This window comes from Corynebacterium sp. HMSC073H12, from assembly GCF_001837775.1.
Taxonomy (GTDB): domain Bacteria; phylum Actinomycetota; class Actinomycetes; order Mycobacteriales; family Mycobacteriaceae; genus Corynebacterium; species Corynebacterium amycolatum.
Window position 1 is genome coordinate 18259 of sequence record NZ_KV834035.1, and the last position, 12488, is coordinate 30746.

A 12488-nucleotide genomic window follows, 5' to 3' on the forward strand; every position below is an offset into this window, starting at 1 on the left:
GTTCAGCGTGACACAATACTGTACGTGTTAGATACCTCCACGAGTCCACTCAGCGCCGCCAAGCCCGCCGATGCCACGTCCGCGCACATGCACATCGGCCCCTTTGAGCTCGCCTCCCCCGTGGTACTCGCTCCGATGGCCAGTGTCACCAACGTGGCATTCCGCACGCTGTGCCGCGAGCAGGAGCTGCAGCGTACAGGCACGGTCTCCGGCCTCTATGTTTGCGAGATGGTCACCACGCGAGCACTGGTCGAGCGCAACGAGAAGACCATGCACATGACCACCTTCGCGCCCGACGAAAACCCGCGCAGCCTGCAGCTCTACACCACTGACCCGAAGTGGACCTACGAGGCCGCGAAGATGATTGTCGACGAAAACCTCGCCGACCACATCGATATGAACTTCGGCTGCCCGGTACCTAAGGTCACCCGCAAGGGCGGCGGCTCAGCACTGCCGTATAAGCGCCGCCTCTTCGGCAACATCGTCGCCGCTGCCGTCAAGGCCACGGAGGGCACCGACATCCCGGTGACCGTGAAGTTCCGCGTCGGTATCGACGACGAGCACCACACGCACCTCGATGCCGGCCGCATTGCCGCCGAGATGGGTGCCCAGGCTGTGGCTCTGCACGCCCGCACCGCGGCGCAGCGCTACTCCGGTCACGCCGACTGGTCGCAGATTGCGCGGTTGAAGGAGCACATGGTCGACTCCGGCTTCAGCAATATCCCGGTGCTTGGCAACGGCGACATCTTCGCCTCCACCGATGCCCGCAAGATGCTCGACGAGACCGGCTGCGACGGTGTCGTCGTCGGTCGCGGCTGCCTTGGTCGCCCGTGGCTATTCGCGCAGTTGTCCGCCGAGCTGCGTGGCAAAGAAGTGCCGCCGGCACCAACATTTGGTGAGGTCGCGGGGATTATCCGTCGTCACGCGGAACTACTCGTGGAGCACGAGGGCGAGCGTAAGGGCTGCCGCGACCTGCGCAAGCACATCGCCTGGTACCTGCGCGGATACCCCGCCGGCAGTGAGGTGCGCAAGTCCCTCGCTCGTGTCGATTCGCTAGCAACGCTCGACGAGATTCTCACGCCGCTTTACGACGGCCCCAGCGCCCACGCCCGCCCGGAGGACGCCGACGGCGCCCGCGGCCGACAGGGATCCCCTGCAAAGGTGGTCTTGCCGGAGGGCTGGCTGGACGACCCGGAGGACGACACCGTGCCTGAAGGCGCGGAGATTATGCACTCCGGTGGCTAAGCTTCGGTTCTGAGCGAGTGTTTACATAACTTTACGAGGGGTAATTGGGAGCTCCCCACTAACGCGCGACCTTGTTGAGGATTGCCTACTATGGAACGCATGCGCACTGTCTACCGAGAACAAATGGACAACTTGGCCCACAGCCTGATTGTGATGTGTGACCGAGTTGGATCCATGCACAAGCTTGCGAACAAGGCCCTCTTTGAGGCTGATTTAGTCTCGGCTGAAACCGTTCTTTCCCAGATTGATTCTCTCGAGGACCTGCGCCAGGATGCGGAGCAGCGAGCCTTTGAACTGTTGGCACGCGAAGCTCCTGTAGCTGGTGACCTCCGGCAGATTGTCAGTGGTCTCTACATTGTCGAAGACATCTCCCGCATGGGCGCGTTGAGTGTGCATATTGCCAACGTTGCCCGGCGTCGCCACCCGAACAAGGCACTGCCGGAGCCCGTGGAGGGATTCTTCCGCGAGATGGCCGCGGTATCTGAGCAGATGACGCACGAAACCCGTCAGGTGCTCATCGACTACAACGTTGACCAGGCATTGGCCTTAGATAAGACCGATGACAGCATCGACGACATCCACCAGCACCTGTTTACGCTGACCAACGACGATAATTGGCCGCACACCCCTGCGCAGACGGTGGATGTCACCCTGCTGAGTCGCTTCTACGAGCGCTACGCGGATCACGCCGTCGAGGTTGCGGCCCGGATTGTTTACCTGGCCACCGGTTACAAGCGCGATGTCTACCTGGACAAGCTTGAGGACGAGCGCGACCAGCGCAGCTTTAACCAACGCCTGCAGGCCTTGGAGCGCCACTTGCGGATGTAGGTTCGTGAAGTTGCAGGCTGCTGGGCTGGGTGTTGGGTTGCTGAGCTGGGGCGGGTGTTGGGTTGCTGAGCTGGGCTGGGTGTTGGACTGCTCGGCGGGTTTCAGGCCGGAGTGGAGCCGTTTTTAAGTCACACCAGGCTAAACACCGCCCCAGCCAAACACCGCCTCAGCCAAACACCGCCCCACCCCGAGAAAGTGACTAGGTTTATGACACTTTACTGCGAGTAAACGCTATTCATCTGACATAAACTTAGTCAGTAACTGTTTGATTCCGCCACAAAAACTGTTTGCCCCGGCCCAAAGCACCTCCGCGGTTAGACAATCAGGTGGCAAAACATGTGCGCGACATAGCAATCTCATAAACCGCAACAACAACAAAAAGAGCCCCGTACCTCGCGTGCACACGCGTGAGGTACTGGGCTCTTACTTTTTGGTTATTTTGGCTATTAAGGCATACGCAAAGCGTTTAGCCGAAGCGACCGGAGATGTAGTCCTCGGTTTCCTTCTTGTCCGGATTCTCGAAGATCTTCTTGGTCGGGCCAACCTCGACCAGGCGACCCGGCTTACCGGTTGCCTCGAGGGAGAAGAATGCGGTCTGATCGGACACACGAGCTGCCTGCTGCATGTTGTGGGTCACGATGACGATGGTGAATTCTCCCTTCAGCTCGTGAATCAGGTCCTCGATTGCCAGGGTGGAAATCGGGTCCAGTGCGGAACACGGCTCGTCCATCAGCAGAACTTCCGGCTCAACTGCAATTGCGCGTGCGATGCACAGACGCTGCTGCTGACCACCGGAGAGGCCACCGCCCGGCTTGTCCAGGCGGTCCTTGACCTCATCCCAGAGGTTGGCGCCGCGCAGGGACTTCTCGGCAACCTCCTGGAGACGAGCCTTGTTCTTAACACCGGCCAACTTCAGGCCAGCCACGACATTGTCCTCGATGGACATGGTCGGGAACGGGTTCGGACGCTGGAACACCATACCGATGGTGTTACGAACGGAGACCGGGTCGATCTTCGGGCCATAGATGTTTTCGCCGTCGAGAAGCACCTCGCCAGTGACGTAGGCACCCGGGATGACCTCGTGCATACGGTTCAGCGAACGGAGCACGGTGGACTTACCACAGCCGGACGGGCCAATGAATGCGGTAACGGAACGCGGCGGGACGTGCAGGTCGACGTTCTGCACAGCGTGGAAATCGCCGTAGTAGATGTTGACATCGTTAAGGTCTAGGCGCTTAGCCATGGTCTTTCAAAAACCTTCCTTGAAATAGCGGACGTTAGGCGCCCAGCATTAACTGCTCTTGACGGAGAACTTGGCGGATACGAAGCGCGCCAGGATATTGATGAGGGCAATGATGAGAACCAGCGTGAGCGCTGCGCCCCACATCTTGTCAAATGCCGCACCGGTATTACCGGCCTTGTACATGTCCAGCATGAACAGTGGCAGCGAGGACTGCGACTGGCCGAACGGGTTGTAGGTGATGATTCGCGAGGTCGCAACCAGAATCAGCATCGGCGCGGACTCACCCATGACGCGGGCGACGGCCAGCATGATGCCGGTGACGATGCCCGACAGTGCGGTCGGAAGCACGATCTTCAAAATGGTCTTCCACTTCGGAACACCCAGAGCGTAAGAGGCTTCACGCAACTCGTGCGGAACGATACGCAGCATTTCCTCGGTGTTGCGGACAACGATTGGCAGCATCAGCAGAACCAGTGCCAGCGACACGGCGAAACCGGAGCGGCTCATGCCGAACATGACCACCCACATCGAGTAGATGAACAGCGACGCAACAATCGACGGCACACCGGAGAGGATGTCGACCATGAAGGTGGTGACCTTGCCCAAGCGGGAGTTACCTGCGTACTCGACCAAGTAGATAGCGACGAAGATACCGAATGGCACGGTCATGAGAGTTGTGACCAGAGCCTGAACCAAGGTACCGACGATTGCGTGAGCAACACCACCGGCAGATGCACCAAGGGTGACACCGCGCTGGGAAGCAGTCCACCACTCACCACTCAGCAGTGACGGGGTACCTCGGACGACAAGCTCAAAGAGAACCCACACCAGCGGGATCAGGGCAAGAGCCATGCAGAAGTAAATGAGGACCGTGGAGACGTTGTCCGCTACCTTGCGGGAACCCTTAATCTGGGTGAATGCCGACTCCGTGGTGGGGACCATGTCTGCGGGGCCGTGAGGCGAAGAATCAGTAGTTGAACTAGTCATTGTTACTTCTCGTTTCTTTTCCTACGACCTTGCTACTTCTTCGCAATGATTCGGGCTGCGGAGTTGACCACGAAGGTCAGCAAGAACAGCACCAAACCTGCGGACATGTATGCGCCGGCCTTGAGGTTGTCATTGAACTCCGGTGCAGCATTAGCAATTGCGGTTGCGAAGGTGGTACCACCGTCGAAAAGCGAACCACGGAATGCCGAAGACGGAGAGATTACGAGGTACAGAGCCATCGTCTCACCGAGGGCACGTCCCAGACCCAGCATCGAGCCGGAGATAAAGCCAGAACGACCGAATGGCAGAATGGCCAGCTTGACCATCTCCCAACGGGTCGCACCGAGAGCCAGCGATGCCTCAATGTGACCACGCGGGGTCTGAACAAAGACCTCGCGGGTGGTAGCCGCGATAACCGGCAGAATCATAATTGCCAGCACAATGCCGCCGGTGAAGAGGTTTCGACCAGTCTCGAAGGCCGGCGAGTTTGGGTACAGGGCAAACATCGGGATAAAGCCCAGTGTCTTAGCCAACCACCCGTACAGACCGGCCAATGCCGGACCGAGAGCCATAAAACCCCACAGACCGTAAACAATCGACGGCACTGCGGCCAGCAAATCCACGAGGTAGCCCAGCGGCTTGACCATCTTCTTTGGAGCATAGGCAGTCAGGAAGATGGCAATACCCAGCGCAACCGGCATCGCCAGAATCAGCGCCAGGATGGAAACCGCGACGGTCACCAGAAACATGTTCGGAATACCGAAGTACATGGCGGAGGTATCCGCCAGGTTCCATCGTTCGGTGTAGGTGAAGAAGTTCGCTTCGTTACGGGACATTGCCGGAACTGCGCGCAGGAGCAGGAACACTGCAATTGCGATGATGGCAGCAGTCACCAATGCGGAAGATCCTACCGCCAGAATCTTGAAGATTCGGTCACCAGGACGAACAACGCCGGACTGAATGGCTTGCTCTTCCGAGCTCTCGTCGCCGGAGGAATCCACCTGCGGTGCTGAGGACTGCAACAGACTGCTGTCTACAGCCTCCTGCTTCCCTTCAATGGGAGTCGAGGAACTCATGATCTCATTTCCTAAGTAGAAGTGATTTGTGCTTCAACGCACATGAAGACCGATTGGCCTCAGTACCCCTCTACGAGCGGTACCCAATCAACTGAGGTGTCGATATATAAAGCCAACCGGTCTACGTCAGGTTTTCGGCCTACAGCTCAAATCTGCGTGGCCGGCTGAAGTAATCCTCGCGCCAACCGGGCAACAACAGAGCCAACTCTGCTTTCACCCGCGTTGCGCGCAACGAATTACTTGATAGCGTCAACCGCTGCGGACAACTTGTCCTTGAACTCACCCTGAACCGGGATGTAACCCCGCTCTTCGAGCTCTGGGCCCTGGCCCTCTTCCAGAACAACCTTCAGGAAGCTCTTAACCAGGTCACGAGTCTCCTCGTCGTAACCAGCGGAGCAGACGATTTCGTAGGTGGTCAGAATCAGCGGGTAAGCGCCATTCTCATCCATTGCGAACAGAGAGTCGGTGTCAACAACCATGTCGTGACCCTCAGTCTTGAACGTGACGGAATCCAGAGCCTTACCGACGGTGTCGTTGTTCAGCTCAACCGGGCCATGACCAAAGTCCATCTTGGCAATGCCCAGGTCCTTGTCCTTAGCGAAACCAGCCTCAACGTAGGTGATAGCACCGTCGATGTTGGAAACCTCGTCGACAACACCAGCCGAGCCGTTAGCGCCCTGTCCAGTAGCAGTCGGGAAGGACTTGGAAGCCTCGTGCTTCCACTGCTCCGGAGCAGCTGCGCTCAGGAACTTCATGAAGTTATCAGTAGTACCGGACTCCTCAGAGCGGTAGACAACCTTGATGTCCTTCTCCGGCAGCTTCGCGTCCTTGTTGACCTCAGCAATCTTCGGGTCGTTCCACTTGGTGATCTTGCCGTCGAAGATTTCAGCAACCAGAGCCGGAGTCAGAGTGACATCAACGCCCTCGAGGTTGTAGGCAACGGCAACCGGACCGATAACCATCGGCAGGTGCCATGCATCGTTACCATCGCAGCGCTTCTTAGCCTCTGCAACCTGGTCCTTGCCATCCTTCTCCTTCAGCGGAGAGTCGGAGCCAGCGAAAGCAACGGTGCCGGCAATGAACTGAGTTTGACCGGAACCAGAGCCAGATGCGTTGTACGACAGGGTCGAGCCGGCCTCTTCAAACTTGGTGGCGAACAGGTCCATTGCACGCTGCTGCGAGGTAGCGCCCTCGCCCTGCAGCGTTGGCCCTTCAGCACAAGCGGCCAGGGTGAGACTTGCAACAGCGGCCAGGCCAATGACGGATGCCGCACGGTTCTTCTTCAGCACAGTAAATCCTCCGGGTTTACACAATGAGTGAAACAGTTCTCGTGGAACCGCCACACTCCGGTCCACTGCGCTGAACCTATCTACCGATAGTAACCGGAACCTTTTCAGAACATTAACAATTGGTGAACGGCGCAAGTAATTCTTTATATATCCTCATTTTCCCTGTAAGAGGCCCTAAAATGCGCCCCTGAAACACTGAGGATTGGACAGCATCTCCCCAAAATCACAAATATCATTGCCCCCGCGACAGAGGAAAACCACCTAAAACTGAGACAAACCTAAGCTCCCCCTCTCCAATAACTCACCCCTTCCCCAACAACTCGCCTCCAATAAACCGAACCGTCACATTTACGCGCCGTACATCACATCACGGCGAGCCACTTCAAAGCCGACCGCACGGTAAGTGCGCACTGCCGGCGCATTGTCGCCTTCGACATAGAGAATTACCTTTTCCGCTCCCCGGCTCCGGAGATGGGAAAGCCCAACATTGGTCAACCATCGCCCCAGACCACGTCCGCGCGCCTTCGAGCTCAGTCCAATCACATAGACCTCACCAGTTGGCACAGGCTCCTCAGCGTGCCACTTCGTCCAGTGGAAACCGCAAATCTCCTCTGCACTGTCGCGCGCCCCGGCTACATCCGCAGCAAAGAACACGCCCTCCGGGTCGAACCACTGCACTTCCCGAGCGCGATCGAGTTGTGGCTGTGACCAACCACCCTGCTCCGGATGCCAGTCAAACGCCTCGTTATTCACTGCCAACCACGCTCGATCTACCGCTGCCGCACCCCACTTCGCACGTGCCGCAGTCAGGGTCAGGGCTTCAACATCATCACGCTTATCGACGTCCCCCGCCGCCTTCTCCAACGCTGAGCCCGAAACGGACATCTGCAACAGCTCGCGGACGACCTTGCGTCCCGTCAACTCTGCCAAACGGCTGGCACCGGCGACATCACCGTGAGCCCAGATAGGCAGACGCTCACCGACTTCAGCATCGATGTGCGCAAGCAGCTTCGCTCCCACTCCTTGCCTGCGAAACTCCGGATCAACAACCATCTCCATAGCATCTGGCGCAACGGCTGCCAGGCCCAAGTAACGGTCGTTCTCGATAATCGCAAAGTGTCGATGCCCGAAAGAGTCGTCGTCAAGCCCTCGGACGAAAGCCTCGCCGAACGCCTCCACGCCGTCGGTGGAGTGGGCGCGCTGCAGTAGCGTACTGGCGACGGTGGTGTCTACGTCAAGCAGTTCGGTTACGTTCATACGCCCCACCCTATACACAGCAGCGGATTCAACACTTCCCCGATGTCCTCTGGGCCAAAAGCGATGGGGTACTAATAGAGTGTGTCCATTTCCCGACGACAGAAGAAGATTGGTGGCTCCATCCTCGCCGTTGCCGCGCTGGTGATCGCCACCGACATGGGCTTCGCCAGCCATGCGGAGTACAAGCTCTCCGAGCATATTCAAGAGACTGCGCAGCTGGAGATGACCCCATACGTCGCCATTGGCGGACAAGCTTACTTGTCCTCTTTTGTTACGGGTAAGTGGAGCTCCGTGACTTCGCGCATCCGCGATGTAGAGGTACCCGACTTCGGCTTAGTATCTCTGGAGTACGGTGCCTCCAACGTTAAGATTCCGGCATCGTCAGTGCTCAGTGGCAATTTCCCAGAGTCACCGACGAAGCAGTACTTCACCAAGCTCTCGCTCGACGGTGTCTCTCTGGGCAACAAGCTAGGACTGACGGACTTGAGCATCCAGAGCCTGAAAGACTCCTCCCCCACCGGCGGCTGGGAAACCGAGGCTATTTTCGAGGCCACGCCAGCCGGATGGCAGGGAAAAACCCAGGTTTCGGCAAAATTGCGCATTGTCAGCCGCGACGTGATCATCACGCCGATGGAGATTATTTCTGCACCCCCGTCCCCAACAGATTCTAAGATCCACAGCAAACCTGAGCTCTCCGAGGTCGACGCTCAGCACATTCTGGATACTTTCAGGTTGACACTGCGAGATTCGGAAATACCAATGGGTATGCCAGCAACCCGCGTGTACGTATCGGGCGGTTCGGTCACCATCGAAGGCGAACAGATTCAGTGCACCGTGTCGCCAACGAACTTCATGCCGCCGACGTCCCAGCAGGATGCCGAAGCATCGGCGAAATCCACGGAAAAGCTGCCGGAGAAGAACTGTCGGGTGCGTCGCTAAGGCCGTCGTCAAGCATCGCCGTTAAACGTCGTTGCAGCGTTGGCACCATGCGCCAACAGCCCATACATGGCCACAAGAGCTTCAGCGGTAGAGTGTGAAGCATGACCGAGAACAATGGCAGCAACCAGACAGACGCCGCTGCACAGGAGCCTGCAGCTGCGGAAGCCCCTCGCCTCGACGGCAACGAGGCCATCAACCGCGCGGCCGAGCAGGCCAAGAGCACCGCTACGCGCAACATCACTGAGCTTGAAGGGCTCCCGATTCCCGACGAGACCGCTAACCTGCGTTTCGGCCCGAATATTCATGACGGCCTGCTGGCACTACTGCCGCTGGTCGGCGTGTGGCGCGGTGAGGGGCAGGCAAACACCGTCGTCGACGGTGAGTACAACTTCGGCCAGCAGGTTATCTTCAGCCATGATGGCGAGAACTACCTGAAGTATGAGTCGCGCATCTGGAAGCTGGATGAAGAAGGCAAACCAACCGGCCCTGACCAGCGCGAAACGGGATTTTGGCGCATCAACAACGATGACGAGATTGAGTTCATCTGCGTCCATTCCACCGGCGTCACTGAGATTTACTACGGCAAGCCGGTCTCCGAGCGCGCATGGGAGCTGCAGGCTGCCTCCACAATGGTCACTGCTACCGGTCCAGCATCACTTGGCCCGGGCAAGCGCCTCTACGGTTTGATGCCGAACAACGATCTCGGCTGGGTGGACGAGCGCCTGCGGGATGAGGAATTCGCTCCCCGTATGTCCGCGCAGCTCAAGCGCTACGCGGGCTAGGTTCTCCCCGCTTTACGACGGGCGTTGTGTGGCCTGGCTGCGGGGCCCTATTACTTTGCGCACTACGGCTTGGTGCCCTACTGCGACAAGCCCTACTGCGTCGCCAGCGCCTCGTCACACAGGTCGCGGAATTCCTTTTCCGCGGCTACATCCGGCTGCCGAATGGGCTCACCATCGATGGACTTAACCACGACCGCGATGCGCACCGACGACACCAGCCATACCGCATCGGCGGTGAATAGGTCCCCGGGCACCAGGACCGTCGGGGTGACTTTCCAGCCGCAGTTGGCAGCTGTTTCAAACAGCGCTGCCTGAGTCGTGCCCGGCAGCACTCCTTCACCGGGGTTGGGGGTCAGCAGCTCATTGCCGCGCTGAACGATGATGGTCGATGTCGGGCCTTCCAGAAGCTTTCCCTCTGCGGAGGTGAAGATGACATCGTCAAAACCCTTGGACTTGGCATAGCGCAATGCGGCCATATTAGCTGCGTATGACAACGTTTTCGCGCCGATGAGCGCCCACGGTGCACGGGAGCCAAGGTCGAGCGAGAAACCACGATCTGCAAGCATGACCGATACCGGCTTCAGGCGATTTTCCGCCACCTTTTCCGCGGAGCTTGCCAAAACGTAGCCAGTCGGCCTTCCAGTGGAATCGCGACCACGCGAGTAAACCCACCGCAACGTCGCGTCCCCCTCAATTGACCTATCGCGCAACTCCTGTAGTGCAACGTCGGTAGCCGCCCGCCATTGCTCCAGGTCCGGGGTTGGCAAATCCAGCATTAGCGCTGACGATGCGAACCGCTTCTCGTGCCGGTCAGTATTACAGGTATGACCACCCCTGACCAGTAGTGTTTCAAAAACTCCGTCGCCGCGAATAGCTCCGAGATCGTCCGCGTAGAGGAACGGCTGTCCTGCTTCGACAGCAATCGGGCCACCGTCTGCGAAGACGTCGATAAGCACTAGAGAAGAAAGCGAATCCGTCATACACACAAGCTTAATCCATGCTTAATTTGGGGATTTCTGGTTAACATGAGGGAGTGAGTGTTGAGTATGTAAGTCCTTTGATGTCTCACGTGGCTGGTGCCGCTGCCCTCGAATTGGGCGGACAGACGGAAGGTTTAGAGAAGGACTCAGAGAACGCCTCAGACGGAACCTCAGCGAAAAACGTTGAGCAAACCACAGGGCAAGCTAGCGTGGCATGGCACTACGGCCGTCCACTGGTAGAGCAACGTCATCTACAGGAGGACTGCGGAGTAGTAGATCGCTCGTACTACCGCGTTATTGAGGTTACTGGCGAGGATCGCCTGACCTACCTCAACACACTTTTTTCACAGAAGGTCGACGATGCCACCCCCGGCACTGTCACTGAAGCACTGAACCTGGATGCCAACGGTCATGTTCTCCACCACATGACGCTGACTGTTTTGGACGATTCCGTGCTTATCGACGTGCCCCCAGTTGGCTTCGACTCCCTGTTGAAGTACCTGAACATGATGGTGTTCTGGTCCAAGGTGGAAATTGCTGAGGCAGAACGGGCGGTTATTTCCGTCATGGGGCCGAATGCCCCTGAGGTACTGGTGTCTGCCGGCCTCGCATTCCCGCAGGTGGGCAAGGCTACGACGGTGGGGCATTCCTACGTCCGGCACCTGCCTTGGCCACGCGGCGGACGTGTGGATGTGCTCGTGCGCCGACAGGATTTAGTCGGTGCTTGGGACGCGCTGGTGGCCGCTGGCGCCTCCCCAGTTGGCCTGATGGGCTGGGAGGCCGAACGCGTAGTCTCCTTGCGGCCGGAGCTGGGAATCGATGTAGATGAGAAGATGATTCCGCATGAGGCTCCGCGCTGGATTGCCTCTGAATTCGACACGGCGGCCGTGCACTTGGACAAGGGCTGCTATCGCGGCCAAGAGACTGTGTCTCGAGTCCACAATGTTGGTCGCTCCCCACGAGTTTTGGTGATGCTGCAGCTCGACGGCTCAGCCACTCTGCCGGAAACCGACGATCCAGTGATGATGGGCAAGCGCGCCGTGGGACGCGTAGGCACCGTCGTGCAACATGCCGATTACGGCCCGATTGCATTGGCTCTGCTTAAGCGCTCGGCTCAGGAACGCGAGGGCCTTGTGGTGGGTGACTGTGCCGTGGCCGTCGACCCTTCCTCCATCGACCGCGTCGAGCAGCTGCCGCCGGGTCGTGCGGCCATCAACCGCCTGCGTGGGAAATAAGTAACGGGAAATAGGTAAAGCCGCCAGACAGAGTGGTGAAAAAATAACTTTTTCCATTCTTTTTCAGAAAGGTAATTCCCCCAGGTCACAGCACATATTGAGTTGTCTGAGCGCGAGGACACAACCCACTATGGGCCTCCCCGCGTAACCCCTTCGTCTAAAAATCGGCTATGGTGTCTTACAGGAATTAACGCAATAAGACATAAGTGGGTCGGCCGTATCCCCGTGCCGTCCCACGGATTACACAAGGGGGTCAGGCCATGGGTCGCGGCCGTGCGAAAGCAAAGCAGGCGAAGGTTGCCCGTCAGCTCAAGTACGATTCACCAGAAATGGATTTGGAGCGTCTGCAGCGGGAACTCGTCGGCAAGTCGAACGAGTCCGATCGAGACGACTATTACTCTGACTGGGAGGAATGGGCCTCAGGCGCTGGTCGCGACAGCTAGCGCAAGCTAACCGCTGTCGTATTTTCCGCAAAGCGTTTCTATTTCAATAAAACAAGCACCCACCAACGATTCCGTTGGTGGGTGCTTGTTTTTGCTTAGTGACTGCGTTTATGTTCGGCCGATTATGCTCGCCCGCGGCGGCCCAATCCGAGTTACTGACTGCGTTTATGACAAAAATAGCCTG

Annotated in this window: 12 protein-coding genes; 6 read left to right on the top strand and 6 right to left on the bottom strand. The window is 58.1% G+C overall.

The window, feature by feature from the left end:
* Positions 1–87: 87 nt before the first annotated feature.
* Together dusB and phoU are read left to right on the top strand one after the other, a co-directional pair.
* Complete coding sequence (gene dusB, locus HMPREF2708_RS05180; protein WP_070833586.1) at positions 88–1245, top strand: tRNA dihydrouridine synthase DusB; 1158 nt, start codon at positions 88–90, stop codon at positions 1243–1245.
* A 90-nt stretch (positions 1246–1335) separates the two neighbouring features.
* Positions 1336–2073, top strand: coding sequence for a phosphate signaling complex protein PhoU (gene phoU / locus HMPREF2708_RS05185; RefSeq protein WP_081913963.1), 738 nt, complete (start codon positions 1336–1338; stop codon positions 2071–2073).
* A 466-nt stretch (positions 2074–2539) separates the two neighbouring features.
* Here phoU and pstB read toward each other — a convergent pair whose 3' ends face one another.
* The 5 genes from pstB to mshD all read right to left on the bottom strand — a co-directional run bounded on the left by pstB (position 2540) and on the right by mshD (position 7925).
* A complete protein-coding gene (pstB, locus tag HMPREF2708_RS05190; protein WP_070833170.1) occupies positions 2540–3316 on the bottom strand; it encodes a phosphate ABC transporter ATP-binding protein PstB in 777 nt (258 codons plus the stop codon).
* A 48-nt stretch (positions 3317–3364) separates the two neighbouring features.
* Positions 3365–4258, bottom strand: coding sequence for a phosphate ABC transporter permease PstA (pstA, locus tag HMPREF2708_RS05195; RefSeq protein WP_070833173.1), 894 nt, complete (start codon positions 4256–4258; stop codon positions 3365–3367).
* A gap of 77 nt (positions 4259–4335) precedes the next feature.
* Positions 4336–5379 carry a phosphate ABC transporter permease subunit PstC gene (pstC, locus tag HMPREF2708_RS05200; protein WP_049181149.1) on the bottom strand — a complete coding sequence of 348 codons (1044 nt, stop codon included), beginning with the start codon at positions 5377–5379 and terminating at the stop codon, positions 4336–4338.
* A gap of 236 nt (positions 5380–5615) precedes the next feature.
* Positions 5616–6668, bottom strand: a complete 1053-nt coding sequence (gene pstS / locus HMPREF2708_RS05205; protein ID WP_070833176.1) for a phosphate ABC transporter substrate-binding protein PstS — start codon at positions 6666–6668, stop codon at positions 5616–5618.
* 348 nt (positions 6669–7016) lie between these two features.
* Entirely contained in the window at positions 7017–7925 is a 909-nt protein-coding gene (gene mshD, locus HMPREF2708_RS05210) for a mycothiol synthase (RefSeq protein ID WP_070833179.1), read from the bottom strand.
* Positions 7926–8006: 81 nt separating this feature from the next.
* On the opposite strand from mshD, the gene HMPREF2708_RS05215 reads away from it, so the two are divergent.
* Positions 8007–8864: an LmeA family phospholipid-binding protein gene (locus tag HMPREF2708_RS05215; protein ID WP_070833182.1), complete on the top strand. Its 858-nt coding sequence runs from the start codon at positions 8007–8009 to the stop codon at positions 8862–8864.
* A gap of 101 nt (positions 8865–8965) precedes the next feature.
* Entirely contained in the window at positions 8966–9646 is a 681-nt protein-coding gene (locus HMPREF2708_RS05220; protein WP_005511936.1) for a heme-binding beta-barrel domain-containing protein, read from the top strand.
* 92 nt (positions 9647–9738) lie between these two features.
* Here HMPREF2708_RS05220 and HMPREF2708_RS05225 read toward each other — a convergent pair whose 3' ends face one another.
* Positions 9739–10626: an aminodeoxychorismate lyase gene (locus HMPREF2708_RS05225; protein WP_070833186.1), complete on the bottom strand. Its 888-nt coding sequence runs from the start codon at positions 10624–10626 to the stop codon at positions 9739–9741.
* Between the two features lie 53 nt (positions 10627–10679).
* On the opposite strand from HMPREF2708_RS05225, the gene HMPREF2708_RS05230 reads away from it, so the two are divergent.
* Entirely contained in the window at positions 10680–11861 is a 1182-nt protein-coding gene (locus HMPREF2708_RS05230; RefSeq protein ID WP_246840346.1) for a CAF17-like 4Fe-4S cluster assembly/insertion protein YgfZ, read from the top strand.
* A gap of 260 nt (positions 11862–12121) precedes the next feature.
* Positions 12122–12304, top strand: a complete 183-nt coding sequence (locus HMPREF2708_RS05235) for a DUF3073 domain-containing protein (RefSeq protein ID WP_005511943.1) — start codon at positions 12122–12124, stop codon at positions 12302–12304.
* The last annotated feature ends 184 nt before the right edge of the window (positions 12305–12488 follow it).

Excerpts from the sequence above, each read along its gene's own strand:
- HMPREF2708_RS05235 (WP_005511943.1), top strand. The coding sequence starts at position 12,122 with ATGGGTCGCGGCCGTGCGAAAGCAAAGCAGGCGAAGGTTGCCCGTCAG.
- pstA (WP_070833173.1), bottom strand. The coding sequence starts at position 4,258 with ATGGTCCCCACCACGGAGTCGGCATTCACCCAGATTAAGGGTTCCCGC.
- mshD (WP_070833179.1), bottom strand. The coding sequence starts at position 7,925 with ATGAACGTAACCGAACTGCTTGACGTAGACACCACCGTCGCCAGTACG.
- HMPREF2708_RS05225 (WP_070833186.1), bottom strand. The coding sequence starts at position 10,626 with ATGACGGATTCGCTTTCTTCTCTAGTGCTTATCGACGTCTTCGCAGAC.
- phoU (WP_081913963.1), top strand. The coding sequence starts at position 1,336 with ATGGAACGCATGCGCACTGTCTACCGAGAACAAATGGACAACTTGGCC.
- HMPREF2708_RS05220 (WP_005511936.1), top strand. The coding sequence starts at position 8,966 with ATGACCGAGAACAATGGCAGCAACCAGACAGACGCCGCTGCACAGGAG.
- pstC (WP_049181149.1), bottom strand. The coding sequence starts at position 5,379 with ATGAGTTCCTCGACTCCCATTGAAGGGAAGCAGGAGGCTGTAGACAGC.
- pstB (WP_070833170.1), bottom strand. The coding sequence starts at position 3,316 with ATGGCTAAGCGCCTAGACCTTAACGATGTCAACATCTACTACGGCGAT.
- dusB (WP_070833586.1), top strand. The coding sequence starts at position 88 with ATGCACATCGGCCCCTTTGAGCTCGCCTCCCCCGTGGTACTCGCTCCG.